The sequence below is a fragment of the Peribacillus sp. ACCC06369 genome (assembly GCF_030348945.1).
In the GTDB taxonomy this organism is placed as follows: domain Bacteria; phylum Bacillota; class Bacilli; order Bacillales; family DSM-1321; genus Peribacillus.
Window position 1 is genome coordinate 750073 of record NZ_JAUCEN010000002.1, and the last position, 18460, is coordinate 768532.

Annotated in this window: 16 protein-coding genes; 11 read left to right on the forward strand and 5 right to left on the reverse strand. The window is 40.4% G+C overall.

Annotated features, from left to right (window positions below; genetic code table 11):
* Positions 1-21 precede the first annotated feature (21 nt).
* On the forward strand, positions 22-4692 hold the full coding sequence (locus QUF78_RS04415; protein WP_289323738.1) for a hypothetical protein: 4671 nt from the start codon (positions 22-24) through the stop codon (positions 4690-4692).
* 47 nt (positions 4693-4739) lie between these two features.
* Here QUF78_RS04415 and QUF78_RS04420 read toward each other — a convergent pair whose 3' ends face one another.
* Together QUF78_RS04420 and QUF78_RS04425 are read right to left on the reverse strand one after the other, a co-directional pair.
* Positions 4740-5162 carry a hypothetical protein gene (locus QUF78_RS04420; RefSeq protein ID WP_289323739.1) on the reverse strand — a complete coding sequence of 141 codons (423 nt, stop codon included), beginning with the start codon at positions 5160-5162 and terminating at the stop codon, positions 4740-4742.
* A gap of 391 nt (positions 5163-5553) precedes the next feature.
* Positions 5554-6474 carry a glycine-rich domain-containing protein gene (locus QUF78_RS04425; RefSeq protein ID WP_289323740.1) on the reverse strand — a complete coding sequence of 307 codons (921 nt, stop codon included), beginning with the start codon at positions 6472-6474 and terminating at the stop codon, positions 5554-5556.
* A gap of 263 nt (positions 6475-6737) precedes the next feature.
* On the opposite strand from QUF78_RS04425, the gene QUF78_RS04430 reads away from it, so the two are divergent.
* From QUF78_RS04430 to QUF78_RS04450, 5 genes are all read left to right on the forward strand, one after another.
* Complete coding sequence (locus tag QUF78_RS04430; RefSeq protein WP_289323741.1) at positions 6738-6968, forward strand: excisionase family DNA-binding protein; 231 nt, start codon at positions 6738-6740, stop codon at positions 6966-6968.
* 224 nt (positions 6969-7192) lie between these two features.
* Complete coding sequence (locus QUF78_RS04435; RefSeq protein ID WP_289323742.1) at positions 7193-8212, forward strand: AI-2E family transporter; 1020 nt, start codon at positions 7193-7195, stop codon at positions 8210-8212.
* Positions 8213-8551: 339 nt separating this feature from the next.
* Positions 8552-9373, forward strand: a complete 822-nt coding sequence (locus QUF78_RS04440; protein WP_289317940.1) for a basic amino acid ABC transporter substrate-binding protein — start codon at positions 8552-8554, stop codon at positions 9371-9373.
* A 79-nt stretch (positions 9374-9452) separates the two neighbouring features.
* Positions 9453-10109 (forward strand): amino acid ABC transporter permease, encoded by a 657-nt coding sequence (locus QUF78_RS04445; RefSeq protein WP_289317939.1) that lies wholly within the window; start codon positions 9453-9455, stop codon positions 10107-10109.
* Positions 10106-10828: an amino acid ABC transporter ATP-binding protein gene (locus QUF78_RS04450; protein ID WP_289317938.1), complete on the forward strand. Its 723-nt coding sequence runs from the start codon at positions 10106-10108 to the stop codon at positions 10826-10828. The genes QUF78_RS04445 and QUF78_RS04450 overlap by 4 nt, the downstream gene beginning before the upstream one ends.
* 65 nt (positions 10829-10893) lie before the next feature.
* Here the strand turns inward: QUF78_RS04450 and QUF78_RS04455 are convergent, their stop codons facing one another.
* The 3 genes from QUF78_RS04455 to QUF78_RS04465 all read right to left on the reverse strand — a co-directional run bounded on the left by QUF78_RS04455 (position 10894) and on the right by QUF78_RS04465 (position 12904).
* Entirely contained in the window at positions 10894-11265 is a 372-nt protein-coding gene (locus QUF78_RS04455) for a hypothetical protein (RefSeq protein WP_289323743.1), read from the reverse strand.
* A gap of 162 nt (positions 11266-11427) precedes the next feature.
* Positions 11428-12312 (reverse strand): cidABC operon transcriptional activator CidR, encoded by an 885-nt coding sequence (gene cidR / locus QUF78_RS04460; protein ID WP_289323744.1) that lies wholly within the window; start codon positions 12310-12312, stop codon positions 11428-11430.
* Positions 12313-12478: 166 nt separating this feature from the next.
* Positions 12479-12904 (reverse strand): universal stress protein, encoded by a 426-nt coding sequence (locus QUF78_RS04465; RefSeq protein ID WP_289323745.1) that lies wholly within the window; start codon positions 12902-12904, stop codon positions 12479-12481.
* 164 nt (positions 12905-13068) lie between these two features.
* On the opposite strand from QUF78_RS04465, the gene QUF78_RS04470 reads away from it, so the two are divergent.
* From QUF78_RS04470 to QUF78_RS04490, 5 genes are all read left to right on the forward strand, one after another.
* Positions 13069-13464 (forward strand): MerR family transcriptional regulator, encoded by a 396-nt coding sequence (locus QUF78_RS04470; protein ID WP_289323746.1) that lies wholly within the window; start codon positions 13069-13071, stop codon positions 13462-13464.
* A gap of 73 nt (positions 13465-13537) precedes the next feature.
* Positions 13538-14305: a 3-hydroxyacyl-CoA dehydrogenase gene (locus QUF78_RS04475; protein ID WP_289323747.1), complete on the forward strand. Its 768-nt coding sequence runs from the start codon at positions 13538-13540 to the stop codon at positions 14303-14305.
* Positions 14306-14398: 93 nt separating this feature from the next.
* Positions 14399-15544, forward strand: a complete 1146-nt coding sequence (locus QUF78_RS04480) for an acyl-CoA dehydrogenase family protein (RefSeq protein ID WP_289323748.1) — start codon at positions 14399-14401, stop codon at positions 15542-15544.
* Between the two features lie 30 nt (positions 15545-15574).
* Positions 15575-16726 (forward strand): thiolase family protein, encoded by a 1152-nt coding sequence (locus QUF78_RS04485; protein WP_289323749.1) that lies wholly within the window; start codon positions 15575-15577, stop codon positions 16724-16726.
* A 134-nt stretch (positions 16727-16860) separates the two neighbouring features.
* Positions 16861-18441: a fatty acid--CoA ligase gene (locus QUF78_RS04490; RefSeq protein WP_289323750.1), complete on the forward strand. Its 1581-nt coding sequence runs from the start codon at positions 16861-16863 to the stop codon at positions 18439-18441.
* Positions 18442-18460: the final 19 nt, after the last annotated feature.

The window sequence follows — 18460 nt, forward strand, 5'->3', positions numbered from 1 at the left end:
TGAAGGAAGGGGAATCTTGGGATGAATGATTCTTCAAATGAAGAAATGACATTAGAAAGAAGGAAGCGTATTTTCCAAGAAGAGCTGGATGTTTTATGGGAAAGGCGGCTCATCCCTAAATCAGAATATATCCGGATTAGCAGGGCATACAATCGGCATTTCCAATTAGCCCTCCATAAACAAAAGCGCTTAGAGCATGAAAAAAAGAAATCCATCCAAGGACCTGAGAAGGTTATCGGTGATAGTCCCGAGATGAAGGTTCAAGATAGCCTGATTGAGGAGTCTTCATTGGAATTACTGAAATCTGATGGATTGAACGAATCGATAATGAAAGGTGAGAATTCCGGGTATGAACCTAATAAATCAGTTTCGGAGGATAGTCTTGAACCTGTCAAGGAGATCACTGATAGGAAACCGGTTATTCAACAGCAGGCAATCAAGCTGGAGAAACCAGTAAAACCGGCAAAGCTGAAGAAAACACCTGAGCAAATCAGGGAACGGAATATCTCTGTCATCCTGCTTACTGGGGTCATATTACTTCTGTTCGGCGGATTGATTTTAGCAACCTCTTCATGGGGGAATTTGAATGCGGTCCTGAAAGTTTTCTTCATAGGAATGGTTTCCGTCATTTTTGCGGGGATGGCCTTCATCGCTTCGAAGCTGAAAATTAAACAGACGGCTTTTGCATTCTTGACGCTAGCGGGTTTATTCATTCCGATTACGATTTTATCAGCTTCATATTATCGGATTTTTGGAGAGTACCTTTCACTTAATGGTGGGGGGCGGGGGCTTCTGGGGTTTCTTGGAGGATTACTCTGCTTAGCCATTTATTTTAAGATTGCTGACTACTTTAAGTCGAAAATATTCATTTTCATTTCCATATTCACGTTCGGTATTACCTGTTATTTCGGTTTAGCCTTTGTGACGCCGACAATCGAGTGGATGTTTTTGGCCATTGGCATTCTTAATTTAATTCTATTATGGAATATTGAGCAATTGAAAAATCAAAAAGCATTAACGTTATTCAAACCATTCATTTTTCAATTCATCCAGTTTAAGATCATCGTTGAAGCCTTTGTAATCTTGACGTTATTTTCTAGTAACTTGGTGTATTCACTAACGTTGATGTTCTTTTCTGTTTTGTTTTTAATTTTTGCCGTAAAATTTCAAAAAAAATATTATGAAATGGCTTTTAGTGCCGTTTTTACGTATGGATATATCCATTTTGTTTCTAATTCATTATTAAGTGAATACATGGTCATTGCTTTTGCACTTGTACCAATCATTTTTACCGCTCTTTCAAAATATCTGGCCAAATTCAAAATGACTAAGCTTTCGAAGAATTTCATGTTTACAAGTTTGATTGAGAGCGGGATCGTTTTCTTATATATAAACGCGATGGCTTACCAGGAAGTCTATGCGCAAATATTCATCGCGCTCATGATAGTATCCGCACAGCTTGTCTATGTTTCCGTTCAATCGAGAAAATCAAGCTTCACGTACCCTGCTGTTGTTGTTTTCAACTTAGCGTTCGTATATCTTTTCTTTGCTTTACCAGTCACTTTTTCTACCGGTTTGAATTTGATTTTTGTTCTTCAGGTCATTCAATATCTTGGATTATATTTATATAACCGTCACCCGAAGTACAGCCTGTTTAAGCGGAGTATCTTACTTATCTCCCCAATGACCATGTTAGTGATACTGACCAGTAAATTCAGCGAAATGGATTGGCTTGCAGTTAGCGTAGCCCTTGCCATGATCTCTGGACTTTTCTTCATCACATATATTAAAGACGATAGTAAGCATATGAAGGAAAACGCCATATACGGATTTCCAATCACTTTCGTTTTGGCTTTGGTTGCTTTCTATCCATATTTGTTGGAAGGTTTAGAGTGGGTCCGTTCATATATCCCGGTCAGCCTCTATTTAATGGGGGTTTCGCTGATTTCAATAGGTGCAGCTTATACATTTAAAAAGGAATATCATAAATTCTTTCCTGTTTTTGCATATAGTGGACAGATTCTTTCCTTCCTTTCCTTGATATGGATCTCATTCGATTCACTGAATCCTTTGGAGGCAAGCGGAGTGATTGCTGTAGCTACTGCAATAAATGGTTGGTCCGTCCATATCCATCGGAAGCACATATTCTGGGTGCCTGTCGTAATTACAAGTGCCAGCTTATATGCTTCACTCTACGATGTTTTTGATTTTGGTTCAATGGTGTTGAAGATTGCGTTCGTGTTGATCGGCCCCATTATCTTTTTCCTATTAGGAGAATGGCTTGGGAAATACTCAAAAAATGGGAAACTGTACTTCTTTTACGCAAGTCACCTTGCCAATTTACTGGCGATTCCTGTTGGATATATGCTCATTGCCCAAACGGAAAGTTCGCCGTTCCTATATGTTGCGCAACTGTTGATTTATATTTTGAGTGCTTTTAGGGCGCATGTGAAATGGGGAGTATACGTTTTTACGTACCTAGGGTTTTCAGTCCTTTTCCTACAGGTCCATTTATTTGTGGTAAACATGGAGCAAATGGTATTCATTACATCAATATGCATGATGATAACAGCAGGACTCATAACCATTCTGTGGGCGTTATCCAATAAGAATTGGAAAGGAATCATGGAGTATTACTTTATTCCATTCATTCATTTAGGGATAAGCATATCCATCTTGGAAACGGCAATCCGGGACTTTCCGCTTAACCGCGAGTTGGTCTGGGTAGGGGTGATGACTGGACAGTTCTTGTTTGCCTGGTATCTGCTCATGCAAAGGAATTGGCGGAACTATGTTGTGATTCCTCTGACCCTGGCGTTCATTTTCTACAATATGTATGCAAATACATTACCTCTGGTTTTTGCGATAATCGTATTGTTTGTATGCATGGCTGTGATGGTGTTTGCCAGCAGTCGCCATTTCAAAGGATTGGTCAACCAAGTGGGAACGAAAAGAGTCATTGATTATTATCGGATTTATGGCTTGTTATATCTCTGTACTCTTAATCTGGAAGTGTTTATGGGCGATACAGGTTCTGCGATTTTGGGGATTTTTGTTTCCCTGCTGTTGCCTAGCTACTTCATCCTGATGAGAAGATTCACGATCTATAAGAAAGAAAGAAGCATTTACTCAGGAATAGCGGCTATCATCGGACTTTTCCCTTTCATTAATATCATAGACTATGCCCATACACTCCCAATCGTCACGAGTTTGGCTGTTCTTTTCGGCTGTATGGCAGGAATGTTGTTGCTAAGCAGGCTGTATTCCAGCGGGTTACTCAAGAAAAACGGATCAGGCATCATCAGCTTTGATCCTTTCAGAATCTATGGTTTATTCTTTGTGATCGATATGAATGCGGAGGTTTTTCATGATACTGATCAACAGTTACTCCAAGTCTTTGTATCGCTCTTGTTAACCGCTTATTTCATTTTCCTGAGAAGCTTAACAACGGAAAAGCAAGAAAGGAAAATCTATACCAATATTGCTGCTCTAGTCAGTCTATATCCTTTCCTAATCATCGTCGACTATGCCGAAAGCCTATCGGTTGTAATGGGATTGATGGTCCTTTTCAGCTGTATGTTAGGAATGCTGCTTTTAAGCCGACGTTATTTCAATGGCTTAATCAAAAAGGAAGATACAGGTATTACTATCGATGGATACAGGATATATGGCCTGTTATTTTTACTGGCCATGAATAGGGGAATTCCAGTAACTGAAACATCAAGCCAGTTACTCGAAGTTTTTGTCTCACTCTTGATCACGGTTTACTTCATCTTGATTGGAAGTTTCACAAAGGATGTAAAAGAAAAGGGCATCTACGTTTGGCTGACGGGAATTATCAGTTTGTATCCGTATTGGACCATCATCATGTATACGGACACATTACGGCATTTGGTTGGTATGACAGTCCTTTTTGGGTGTGCGGCCATAATGGTACTGCTTAGCAGGAAATTCTTTAAAGGCCTGCTGACTAAAGGCGGGGCAGGACTTCAATTGGACTTTTACAGAGTCTATGGCTTGCTGTTTCTTCTTGCCATGAACATGGATGTTTTGACGGGGGGACCAGCACATTTCCTTCTGCAAATCATCGTGGCACTGTTGATTCCAATCTATTTCATTTTGATGAGAAGCACGACGACAGGAATGATGGAAAGAAAAACCCAATTAGCTGCAGCGATATTATTCAGTCTCTATCCGTATTGGGTCATCACGGGTCAATTCACGATACCAGCTGTACTTGAGGAGGAGGTAAATATACTGCCGCTGTTCATTGTCAGCACCATTCTGCTGAGGAAAATCTTTGTTAAAGGCAAAATCACACAATATATCGAGATGGGTATTGTATTCCTCCTGTTTTTAGTCTTGATCATTGATGCAATGGTGGGCAACACTTTATACGATGCGCTCATTATCGGAACGGTGTCATTGGCAGCAATGCTCGTTGGCTTCATGATGAAATACAAATCCTATTTCATCGCTGGAACTGGCACCATTTTATTCAATGTCTATATGAATACCAATTCGATGTGGAGCGAGATGCCATGGTGGCTGTATTTAATCATTGGCGGAGGGCTGCTTATCGGAATTGCCTCTTTCTTTGAATGGAAAAAACAAAAAGACAACCGGACATCGAAGGAGGTTCTCGAGAAAAATAAACAAAGGATCAAGAATTGGTTCAATCGGTGGAATTAATGAAGAAGGAAATAGACGCCTTAAAAAATTTCCGATGAAGGCGATGCTTACCTATAATTTGAAGGAGATAGCCACTTGGACATGGCAATGTCTAATAATGGCCTAAAAGAGTGGCTTGCACAGCCCCAATCTCTTAACCTTGGACGAAAATTCAAAGGGAATCTCAAAAGGGGTTCGGAATTTATAAATTCCGAACCCCTTTTGTCTACAAACTGAGAGCACTTAAAAGCTCTCTTTCTCTTTTTCTTTTTTTTTATTTCCTCTTGCCAATCATGAATTTCTATTTCCCACTCATCTAGATTAGTTTGCAAAACATTAATTAAAAATGGTGAAAGGGCATTTCTATACTTTTTTAATTCTTTAATTAATTTCACTCGATCTTCAGTTAAACCTTGTACTAATTTTTTCTTATTTTCCAAATTTGCAGATACAAAAACTGGTCTGAATTTCCGTATCTCTTTATCATCCATATCAGTTGTAACTCCTTGGAGCAATAGTGGAAAACATTAAAATCGTTGCTAAAATTGCTAAAAAATGTTTTTTCATTTTTTCTTCTCCTTTTAATTAATAATCTAAAAGCTATAAATTAAATTCTATAAAAATTAATAGAGGACATTGTTCCAATTTTGGTTAATATCTTTTCAATTTTGAATGATCCTCTGAAAAAACCAAACTCATAGTAGAATCTATCTAACTTTTCATGGAGCTGGTTTTGAAGACTTTCAAAACATCTGAGATAAAGTTTGTGAAGAATTAGTAGAAATCCATTATGAGAACATCATCAAAATCATAAAAAACCACTCTGAAAGCATACAGAGTGGTTTTTTCGCGTTTATTCAAATGTTTTTCCAAGCGAAAAGCTCATGACGAACAAGAACTGCATGAAGAACAGCTAGAAGAGGAATCAGAACTGCTGTCATGGGAACTGTTATGATCGCCACCATGGCCGGATCCAGAGGAAACTGTGTTCGATTCATTCCCGAAAATATCTTTAAATTCGCTGTCAAAATCATCGGTACTTGCATAAGTGAAATAGGCAGGAGCTGCGTAGTCCGTCTGGTCGTACGTTTTCCGCCAATTCAATTCTGTCATGGGGCGATTTTCTTTAAATTGGGAAGTGAAAGATTCAAAGGTCCGTTCCGCTTGTATACTTGTCGGTTTCCTCATATATTTCTCTTTTAACTGCTCCAGCTCCAACGTTTCAAAATCGCGGAGAAGTGTTTGCCCTTTATCATGTTTGAAAAATTTGCCCCATTTTTGAATGGAATGGGAATCCACCGTAAATAGCTGTACATAGTAAAAGTCAAAAAGAGTACGCTCTTCGGGTTTGAAAACAGGTTCTGAATGCGGATGGTGTTGAATGGTCCTACCGATGAAAGCCTGGCAAAACTCATCATATTCCTGTCTATATTTCAGCATGATGTGCCATAACTCATCGATGACTGAATTAAACATTTCAACTTTTCCAAACACTGCAGCCATAATCAAATAGCGTTTCAATTCACGCCAAGCCTGATTGACCTTTATCTGTGAGTCACGTGGATGCTTCAGTCGGAATTCAGCATTGACCTTTTCCATATAATTGAAATCCAGTGCTTTATTAAGCTTTTCTATCAATGCTTCTGAAACGATTTCCGTTGAATGCAGGTCTAGAGTTTCCGCATGGTATTTACGGAATTCATTTTGATAGCGTTCTAATTTAGCCGGTTCACTTAGCCGTTTCAAGAAATTGACCAGGATAACAGCAAAAATTGCCGCAAGAATGACATAAAAGAAGGTCATTTTTGTCCACTCCTCTTAATCTATGTATATTGTACTTTAACATTATCTTACATGTTATTGGAAGGGATTGTAAGTTATTGTTTGGAATTCCGTCCAAAATGTTCTATTTACTGTAATCGATTAAGCTGGGTAGGTAACATGCCAAAAACCCCTGAATCCGGTTTCGTCCTTTCCTTGGAATTGAAGGGATTTTCAATCAAAGATCAAGCACTTCAAATAATGCCCCCAATCTAGTATAGTTAGTATGGAAAAGGGGTGAAGGCATGTACTTGACAATTAAAGAGACTGCGGAATATTTATCGATGCCGGAATCTTATATAGAAAGTTTGATCGTTCAAAATAAAATTCGCACCGTTCATGACGGTGAGCAGCATTTGATTTTTAAAGAGCAGTTTAATATGCATCTTGAACAGATGGAAAAATATAAGAAGCAATTGGCGGATTATTATAACGAACCCATTCCCGAAGATATCGATGTGAAGGATGAAGATTAGCATCTGCCCATTTGGCAGATGTTTTTTCATGCATGAATGACAGTGGAATTATGGAATCGGATGTTCTAAAAAGCTCTCAACTAACGTCTGCATCATGGGGATTACTGATCATTCAAAAAATTTTGTTGTCAATGGAAGGTAATTGTAGTAGAATCCCTCAATTCCGTGTAAAATAATAAGTAGAAGGAATTATCAAGGCAGAATGGTAGTTAGGAGATAGGTAAGTGGTAAAAGAGTATTTGCAAAGCGAAGGTTTTTCAAGGTTAATTACATTAATTGTGTTAGTCCTCTTTTTAATAAGCATCGGAAGTATGGTTAATATCGTGTTATTCACATTTGTTTTCACTTTCCTGATGGGAAGGCTGGAGCAATTTATCATGATTCGGCTGGATAAAGTGATGCATATCAATTCTAAGGTTGTTATAAGTTTTTTATATGCAGTCGTCATTTCTAGTTTAGCCATCGTTCTTTATAAATATCTACCGGTCATTACGCTACAATTCACGGAATTAGTCACACAGATCGTTTTCTTCTTTCAACATCCACCAGATAGCAGGGTCATTCAATATGCCATTAACTTAATGAACGAGCTGGAATCGCCGCTCGATCTTCAAAAACAGATGAATACACTCTATCTTTATATATCCGATTTCGGTAAACTGGCATTTCAAATTTTCATTTCCATGTTGCTTAGTCTATTTTTCTTATTGGAAAAAGATAAAATCATTCGCTTTACATCAAAATTCAAGCGTGCCAAATTTAAATCTTTCTTCATAAACCTAGGACACTTTGGCGTCAAATTCATCAATTCATTTGGAAAGGTGATTGAGGTCCAATTCTTGATAGCCATTACGAATGCTGTCCTATCGGTAACTTTCTTATGGATACTTGGCTTCCCTCAGTTGCTCGGTCTAGGAATCATGATTTTCTTCCTGGGTTTGATTCCGGTTGCAGGGGTCATCATCTCCCTCATTCCACTTAGCATGATAGCCTATAGTATCGGCGGCATGCCAAAAGTGATTGCTGTGCTCATCATGATTGTTGTGATCCACGCAATTGAAAGCTATATTTTAAATCCGAAATTCATGTCGGCAAAAACAAATCTTCCAACATTTTTCACCTTCATCATCCTCTTGTTTTCCGAGCATTTCCTAGGGATATGGGGATTGATCATCGGGATACCGATCTTCATCTTCCTTTTGGATATGTTAGATATTGAAGAGGGCAATAAGGAAGTTCCATAATAATCATTTAAGCAGCCGCCACGCTAATTTGGCCGCTGCTTATTTTTATTCTATTAAACCTTTTGAAAGTTTCACTTACTGTTTTCAATATAATATCCATTAATTCGAGAAAAGGGAAAAAGTCTGCCCGTTTCCCCATTAGAGAATATTTGCACTTTTGATTTACCGAGTTAATTGATTAAACTTTTATTTTACTAAAGTTATTTGTCGATTTTTTATTGAATAAAAAAACAAATAAACGTATAATATTCTTAAAAGAATATACTGAATGTTCTCTAAAGTTAGATTTATCTGTTTTTTTTAAAAAAGAGAGTTTACGAGAGAGAAGAGGGGATTATTTTGAAAAAGGTTTCTTTTTTAGTGTTTGCCATGGTAGCTTCTTTGTTACTAGTCATGACAGGATGCGGAAAGGATAAAGAAGTCTCGACAACTAGTAAAGAAGAAGAGTCCAATGGAAAAACACTCAGAATCGTGACTGACGCCAATTATGCTCCATTTGAATTTCTTGAAGGCGATAAGATTGTAGGATTCGATGTTGATTTCATCAACGCCGTTGCTGAAGAAGCAGGTTATGAAGTTAAACTTGAAAGTGTTGGGTGGGACCCGATTTTTGTTGAAATCGAATCTAAGAGAGCGGATGTCGCAATTTCTGCGATTACAGTGAATGACGAAAGAAAACAATCTTATGATTTCTCGGTTCCATACTTTTTATCAACTAACAAGATTCTCGTTCCTGAGAAAAGTGATATAAAATCAGGAAGTGAATTGAAAGGGAAGGTCATTGCCGTTCAGACTGGTACAACTGGACAGGAAGCGGTAGAGAAACTCCTTGGAAAAAATCATAAGGACATCAAAAAGTTCGAAAACAATAACCTGGCCATTCAGGAATTACTGAAAGGTGGAGCTTCGGCTGTCGTAGCTGATAATACGGTTGTTGAGGAATATGTGAAAAATAACCCCGATCAAAAACTGAAAGTCGTTGAAGATAGCAAAAGTTTCAATGAGGAATTTTATGGTCTTATGTTCCCGAAAGGCAGTGAATTGAAATCGGAGTTCGATAAAGCTGTGAATGCCATTTATGAAAATGGAAAATATGCAGAAATTTATAAAGACTGGTTTGGTACTGATCCAGATATCGAAACATTGAAAGCACAACAATAAAAACAAGTGGATAGTAAAAGATTGCGTAACTTTACGTGTGAAGTTACGCAGTTTTTTTGGTCTTTAGGAGGGAAACGGAATGAGTTTTCGCTGGGATATTATTTTTGAATATGCTCCTTTCTTATTAAAAGGAACACTGCTTACTATAGGGCTGTCGGTTTCCTCCATCCTCATCGGAACCTTCTTGGGGTTATTGATCGGTTTAGGGAAAATCATGAGAAACAAAGTGCTGGCCTTTCCATTTTACTGTTATGTCACGGTTTTTCGCGGAACACCGCTTTTAGTTCAAATCTTTTTAATCCATTTTGGAATTGTGCCCTTTTTTACCGGTGAAACGAATGCAGTAACCGCCGGGGTCATTGCTTTATCTTTAAATGCAGCCGCATATATTGCAGAAATTTTCCGTGCGGGCATTCAATCCATCGATAAAGGGCAAATGGAAGGATCACGTTCATTGGGGATGACCCATACCCAAACAATGATTCATGTTGTATTGCCTCAAGCTTTCAAACGAATGATCCCTCCTTTAGGAAATGAATTCATTGTATTATTGAAGGATTCGTCCCTGCTTTGTGTCATTGCAGCCCCGGAATTAATGTATTGGGGAAAGGCGATGGGGAGTCAGTACTTTAAAGTGTGGGAGCCATATTTGGCGTGTGCCTTCATCTATTTATTCCTTACGCTCATTTTAAGTTTCGTATTAAGTAGACTCGAAAGAAGGTTGAAAACAGAATGATCAAGGTCGAGAATCTAAAGAAGTCATTTGGGGAAAATGAAGTATTGAAAAATATCAATGCAATCGTTTCCCCTCAGGAAGTAGTCGTTGTAATCGGGCCTTCTGGATCGGGTAAATCCACTTTCCTCAGGTGTATCAATCAACTTGAAACGATAACAGGAGGGCATATTTTCATCGAAGGACTTGATACGACAGACAAGAAGGTCAATATCAATAAAGTCCGAACGGAAGTTGGCATGGTATTTCAGCATTTTAACTTATTTCCACATAAGACTGTTCTTGATAATATTATGCTTGCGCCTCTAAAGGTCCGCAAGATTTCCAAAGAACAGGCTTCCCAAAGAGGGATGGAACTGCTTAAGAAAGTGGGGCTTGCCGAGAAAGCGAACGCATACCCGGATTCATTATCGGGGGGGCAAAAGCAACGCGTCGCAATAGCCAGGGCTTTGGCGATGGAACCAAAAATCATGTTATTCGACGAGCCGACTTCCGCTCTAGATCCGGAAATGGTCGGTGAAGTTCTTGAGGTCATGAAGCAACTTGCTAAGGAAGGTATGACCATGGTAGTGGTGACCCATGAGATGGGATTTGCAAAAGAAGTTGGTGATCGCGTCATTTTCATGGACGAAGGCTATATTATTGAAGAAAACACCCCCAGTGAGATTTTTGATAATCCCCAGCAGGAAAGAACCAAAGCCTTTTTGAGCAAAGTGCTTTAATAACGTGTTAAAGAAAAAAACCTTCCGTTAATGGAGGGTTTTTTTGGGAGCATATCAGGGGTGGTTCATTTGATGGATGAAGCACCTAAAAGCGATTCAGGGCTTTTACCGAGCACAAGCATACTGATTTTGGCATATCCAATATTTTTATTTTGGGAGAAGGTTTGAAGTAATACCTGGATATTCGGATCATCCTTTAACTTTTGAACTTCCTCTATATATAATCTGATAACGGAGGGCATAACGAATTCAGGGGTGTATTCGTTTGGGTTTTCATCCATGATTAAAGTGCCCATAAATTGATATTTAAATTGAAAAGTCCGTGTTAAGGCAACGACATGGAGCAGTTTATTAAATAGTTCGGGGTATGAATATTTAATTTTCTCCAGAGCTGCTTTTGTTTCGTGTAACTCATCGACACTGGATAAAGTGATCATGAATATCTCCTTTCAGAAAAAATGGAAACCATCAGCAGTTACCGTGCTTTTTACTCATACCAAGTCTAACCCCGCCGTTACGTATTGTAAAATGGTTAGATGTTATCAAATGCATAACCAAAATCTATGATAGTGCTTACATCCCATCAGGCAGATTAAAATTCACTCGTTACGAGATAACGATTCCCTCGTATATTTCAGCCATTCTTTTGCAGCGTATGAAAGGTAATGGTCCTTACTCCAAATGAATCCCAAATTCCAACTAATGGAGGGGTTTTTAACCTTGATTGACTTCACGCGTTCATCATGACGGCATAAACTTTCAGGTAATAGAGCAACGCCAAGTTTACAGTAAACCATTTCCTCAATGAAATCCCAGCGTGAGCTTTCAATAACGGTATGTGGAGAAAAACCGGCTTCATTACAGGATGAAATGATGAGATCTCGAAGGACGTAATCCTTATTGAATAAGATGAAAGACTCGTTTTCCAAATCGGCCAAATCGATTTCTTCCAGACAAGAATCTGGATGGGAGGGATGAACAATCAAGTTAATGTCTTCTTCTAAAAAAGCAAAATGATGAAAAAGTGCGGTGTTGGTTGGCAGGACAATAACGCCTATATCAATTAAGTCATTTTGGACGGATTCTTCAATCTTTTTTGAACCATCCTCTACTAATTGAAAGGTAATATTGGGATATTCCTCATGAAAACGGCTAAGAATTCGGGGGAAGAAAGAAGCGTCGATGATCGGCGGCAGGCCGATGCGTATATGTCCCTTTTTCAAACCTAATAAATTGTCCATTTCCGTTTCTAAATTGTGAAAGGCCTTATCTATCAATTTTGCCTGCTCCAAGACAACCCTGCCTGCATCGGTCAAGATCAGTTGCTTACGCGACCGATCAAAAAGCTCAACACCTAGCTCGGTTTCCAGGTTTTTAATCATCTTGCTGATGGTCGGCTGGGTAATGAATAAATGGTCGGCAGCCCGAGTGAAGCTATTGAAATTGGTTACCTCTATAAAGTATTGCAAATGCTTAATATCCATTGCGTCACCTGTTATCCTCGTTTAAAATTAGTTTCATTTTACCCGTAAACGGAAGTGTTTGTAAAACACGATAAGTTTTGATGGGGTTTCATGCACGCATAAAGAAGCTGGATTCCAAAGGGAAACCCAGCTATGAAAGGGCCGGCATGAATATTTGCAGTAAATTTTATTTGACCAACAAGACGGGCACTGGGGAATGTTGAACGATATAGTGGCTCACGCTGCCTAGGAATTCCTTGAAACCACTCAATCCGCGGCTGCCCATGATGATAAGGTCACAATTACGGGATTTTGCATGTTCCAATAAAGTCGTGATGGCTGAACCCTCTACGACAAATGTTTGGGATTCATTCGGGATTTCTGATAATAACGCTTCCGCTTTTTTTATCACTTCATTTCCATAATTGAGCATGGATTCTTCAATTTCCTGAAAGGCATTGCCATATATATTTGGTTTGATTGGCAACGTTACAGCGTGAAGCACCTGGATTTCGATGGTGGGATCCAACTTGGCTAATTCAATCGCTTTTTCTAAAGATTTAAGTGCCAATTCAGATTCATCGTAAGCAACTAATATTTTTGAGCATAGCATTGATCGATCATTCCCTTCTTTAAAAGAATATACCCATAGTATATCAATTTAAATCTTTCATGCAGTTTCATATATTATAAATTTTGTGAATATTTATTGAAGTTTACGTTAACGTCAATGTTAAAATAAAGGTAAATAATCCCTTTGCAAAGTGTGGTTTTTACATGTACACCATTTCTGAGTTAGCAAAAGAATTCGAATTGACGACAAGGACCCTCCGATATTATGAGGAACTGGGTATGCTTAGTCCAAAACGTACCGAAACGGGAAAAAGAGTATATGGAAAGAAAGAATACGCACAGCTTAAAATCATAATGCGCGGTAAGAAGTATGGTTTTTCGTTAGTGGAAATAAAGGATATAGTCCTGTTATTCGATAAGGATAGGACAGGCATTAAGCAATTGGAAAAAACGATTGAAATGGCAGGACAGAAATTAAACGAAATTAATGAACGCATTCAAGAGCTGGATGGATTGAAACAGGATTTTGAACAGGTAATCAAAGGCTTCACCGTAACCCTTCATGACTTGAAGGTGAACGATAAAACAGGCAAGCGGTGAAATTAATATTGAAAATAGGTATTGATGATAGTGAAAGATGAATATATATTCTAGAAACAAATGAGGTGAGGATTTGGATATTCAAGAAACCATTGCAGTTGTGACAGGCGGGGCTTCAGGTCTGGGAGCGGCGACAGTAAGAAACATCATTAAAAAAGGTGGAAAGGCAGTCATATTTGACCTCTCGGAAGAAAATGGCGCTAAGATGGCTCATGAATTGGGAGATTCAGTCCTGTTCATTAAAACGGATGTAACAAGTGAAGATAGCGTATTGGGAGCGTTGGAAGAAGGAATTGAAAAATTCGGGAGCATCAATACGGTCATCAACTGTGCTGGTATTGCAATTGCAGAGAAGGTCATAGGCAGAAAAGGTACACATGAATTGAAAGCGTTCTCAAATGTGGTGACAATCAATTTGGTCGGTACATTTAATGTCATCCGACTTGCGGCTGAAAAAATGGTCAAAAATGAGCCGAACCAAGAGGGGGAGCGTGGTGTCATTATCAATACGGCTTCGGTAGCTGCCTTTGAAGGACAAATCGGACAAGCCGCATATAGTGCTTCTAAGGGGGGCATTGTTGGGATGACCCTGCCGATTGCAAGGGAGCTTGCCACAAAAGGGATACGTGTCGTATCTATCGCACCGGGTCTATTCCATACTCCGATGTTCGATTCATTGCCTGATGAAGCGAGGATGTCATTAGGTAAAACCGTTCCATTCCCATCAAGGCTCGGATATCCCGAAGAGTACGCTAAGCTAACGGAGAGCATCATAACGAATCCAATGCTGAATGGGGAAACCATCAGGCTGGATGGGGCCATTCGAATGTCACCCAGGTAAGTGTGAATTCCTTTTGGAAAAGATGATCCAATCCATTATAGATCGATCTTGAAAAGAGCCTTAGACAAAGCCATGCAGAGGAGATAAAAACAGATGAAACATCCATATCTAAGTGAAGATCATGACATTTTCCGTAAGTCATTCCGAAAGTTTTTAGAGAAAGAAGCAGTTCCCCACTATGAAAGATGGGAAGAAGAGAGGATCATTCCCCGGTCATTTTGGGTGAAAATGGGGGAACAGGGTTTTCTCTGCCCGAATCTTGGAGAAGATTATGGGGGTTCCGGGGTAGATTGGGGCTTTGCAGTCATAATTAATGAGGAATTGGAAAGAGTAGGTTCTGGTTTCATTGGTTTCGGACTCCATAGTGACATCACTGTTCCGTATATTGCCGCATACGGAAGTGAGGCGCAGAAAGAGCGCTGGCTTCCTAAATGCACAACAGGGGAAATCATTACAGCAATCGCCATGACAGAGCCTGGAACAGGTTCGGATTTAGCCAATATAAAAACCACTGCTATTTTGGATGGAGAACATTACATATTAAATGGCCAAAAGACATTCATCACAAATGGCATTCATTCGGATTTGGTCATCGTTGCGTGTAAAACGGATCCAAATGCCGTTCCAAAGCATAAAGGCGTTAGCTTAGTCGTGGTAGAAAGGGATACTCCTGGATTTTCCAGGGGGCGAAAACTGAAGAAACTTGGTTTGCACAGTCAGGATACAGCAGAGCTGATCTTCGAGGATTGTCGTGTTCCAAAGGAAAACCTGCTTGGTGAAGAAGGAAAGGGTTTTGCTTATTTAATGGAGAAATTGCAGCAGGAACGCCTTGTAGTGGCAATTTGTGCTCAAACGGCATCAGAGGATATGCTGGCCGATACCATTGAGTACGTGAAAAGCAGGGAAGCGTTCGGAAAATCCGTGAGTCAGTTTCAAAATACTCAATTCAAAATCGCGGAAATGGCAACGGAAATCAAAATGGGGCGTGTTTTCCTAGATCAATTGATCGCCAATCATATGGCGGGAGAACAGGTGGTCACAGAGGTTTCGATGGCAAAATGGCGTTTGACGGAGACTGCGAGAAAAATATCGATTGAGTGCATGCAACTTCATGGCGGCTATGGATATATGGAAGAATACAAGATTGCCAGAAGGTATCGGGATGTCCCGGTAGCAAGCATCTATGCCGGGACAAATGAAATCATGAAGAAAATCATCGCTAAGAATCTGGGCCTTTAATATAAACAGGATGAGAAGGGGAGAGAGTATATGCGGGAAGTGGTAATCGTTGAAGGGATTCGAACCCCAGTAGGGAAAAGGAACGGTGCCTTGAAAGACGTTCGCCCAGATGATCTAGCAGGGGAAGTATTGAAAAAGCTGATTGAGAAGGCGGGCATCGATCCGGCTATTGTCGATGATGTCATACTAGGTTGTGTTTCACAGGTTGGTGAACAAGCAGGTGACATAGCAAGAATTGCTGCACTGATTGCAGGATTTCCGATCGAAGTGCCGGGAACGACGATTGATCGTCAATGCGGGTCAAGTCAGCAGGCTGTCCATTTCGCTTCCCAAGCCATTTTGTCGGGAGATATGGATGTTGTAGTAGCCGGAGGAGTGGAAAACATGTCCCGAGTCCCCATGGGGTCTAATAATCAAGGTGCTGTAACCAGCCAAAAGTATTTAGACAGGTATGAGGTGATTAACCAAGGTTTATCAGCTGAGAGAATCGCCGATAAGTGGGGAATAACACGTGAAGAATGTGATCTGTTTTCCGTTGAGAGTCATGCCAAAGCAATACGTGCTCAAAAAGAAGGGCATTTTGACCGTGAAATGATTTCAGTAACGGGTACTGATAAAGAAGGAAATCATATGGAAGTTACGGAAGATCAAGGTCCAAGGGCTGGAACTACCATGGAAATACTGGCTGGGTTGAAAACGGTTTTCCAAGAAGACGGTTTAATCCATGCCGGGAACTCAAGCCAGATAAGTGACGGTGCTGCCGCTTTATTATTGATGGAACGCAGTAAAGCGGAAGAACTTGGATTGAAACCACGTTTTAAAGTGCATACACGGGTTGTAGTCGGATCAGATCCCACCCTGATGCTTACTGGGCCGATTCCCGCCACTCAAAAAGCTTTGGAAAAAGCCGGCCTTTCCATCGATGATATCGATGTCTTCGAAGTGAATGAGGCTTTCGCTCCTGTACCTATTGCCTGGCTAAAAGAAACGGGGGCAGATCCCAAGAAGCTGAATCCAAATGGCGGGGCGATTGCCTTAGGTCATCCTCTTGGCGGCAGTGGGGCCCGATTGATGGTGTCAATGATCCATGAGTTGGAAAGGACAGGCGGCCGTTATGGGCTGCAAACAATGTGTGAGGGCCACGGAATGGCGAATGCCACCATCATTGAAAGATTGGACTGAAACGGGACTATACGGTTATGAACATTCGTAATTCGCACGAAAGTAAAAGCTGAAAAAGTGATGAAGCCTACCATCGGCAGGGCTGGCCTGAACTCTCCCCGTTGATGGTGGGTTTACTTGAGGAGGAAAATGATATGTCAGTGACGATTAAAAATATCTTTGATCAGACGGTTCAGAAATTCCCCATTAAAGAAGCTATCTACGACGTGAGAAGAAATATCCGCTATACGTACATTCAATGGAATGAGCAGGTGAATAGGTTGGCGGCGGCCCTTCAAGCGGAAGGAGTGCGAAAAGGCGACAGGGTCTCTACATACCTTTACAACAATGAAGAGCTTGCCACCGCACTCTTTGCCTGTGCAAAAATCGGCGCAATCTTTAATCCAATCAACTTCCGCTTAATGCCAGAGGAGTTGGCTTACATCTTAAATGACGCTGCTCCAAAGGTCGTTTTATTCGAGCACGAATTGGAATCGAGCGTTGCCGCGGTTGAGAAGCGATTTCCGGAAACTGCTTTCTGGTATATTGATGATAATGTTCCGAGATATGCCAAAGGTTACCGTCAAAAAATGGCAAGTATCTCATCAAATCCGGATGAAGTGGACGTTCACGAGGATGATGTTTATGCCATCATGTATACGAGCGGGACAACCGGACGACCAAAAGGGGTCATTCACCTTCATAAAGATATGGTCAAACAAGCAGAGATTTTAATAGAGGCCATGAAGTACGAACGCTCTGACATCGGGTTGATTACTGCACCGATGTTTCATTGTGCTGAATTGCACTGTTCCTTTTTACCTCGCGTACAGGCTGGTGCCACAAATGTCATATTACATCAGTTTAATCCCAAAAAGGTTATGGAACTGATTGAATCCGAGGGGATCACTAAGTTATTTGCTGCACCAACGATGTGGAACATGCTACTTCAGGAAAACTTGGATGAATATAAATTCCAGAGTTTGAAGCTGGGGCTTTATGGAGCAGCCCCTATGGCACCATCACTTGTACGTGCCTGTCAGGAGAAACTTGGCATCCAGTTCATCCAAGCTTATGGTATGACTGAAATGGGTCCCGCCATCACTCTCTTATTGGAGGATGATCAAATTAGGAAAGCGGGTTCTGCCGGCAAAGCATGTTCCGATCATGAAATCATCATTGCCCGTCCGAATGACGAAGGGCCATCAGATCCCGATGATATTCTGGAACCTGGGGAAACAGGGGAAATTCTTGTGAAAGGTCCATGTATCATGAAGGGTTACTTCCAAAAAGGTGGAGAGACCGAAAAAGGGCTTTACAAAGGCTGGTACCATTCCGGTGACATCGGTTTCCTGGATGAAGATGGATATCTGTGGGTCAAGGACCGAGTGGACGACATGATTATCTCAGGAGGGGAAAATATATATCCACGTGAAGTGGAAGACACACTTTATGAGCATCAAGGAGTTCTCGACTGTGCAGTACTGGGTCAGCCTGATGATCAATGGGGGGAAATGGTAACGGCTTTCATCGTTGCCAAAGACCTTACGTTACAGGAAAGCGATTTAGAAACCTGGTGTAAGAACAGTGATACACTGGCGAACTATAAACGTCCAAGAAGATATATCTTCTGTAATGAGCTGCCTCGAAATGCAAGTGGGAAGATACAAAAATTCTTGCTTCGTAAACAGTTGGAAGAAAGTGCGGATGACAAAAGTATGGGGAACCTCCTTTAATGCCGGGGTTAGCGGCCGG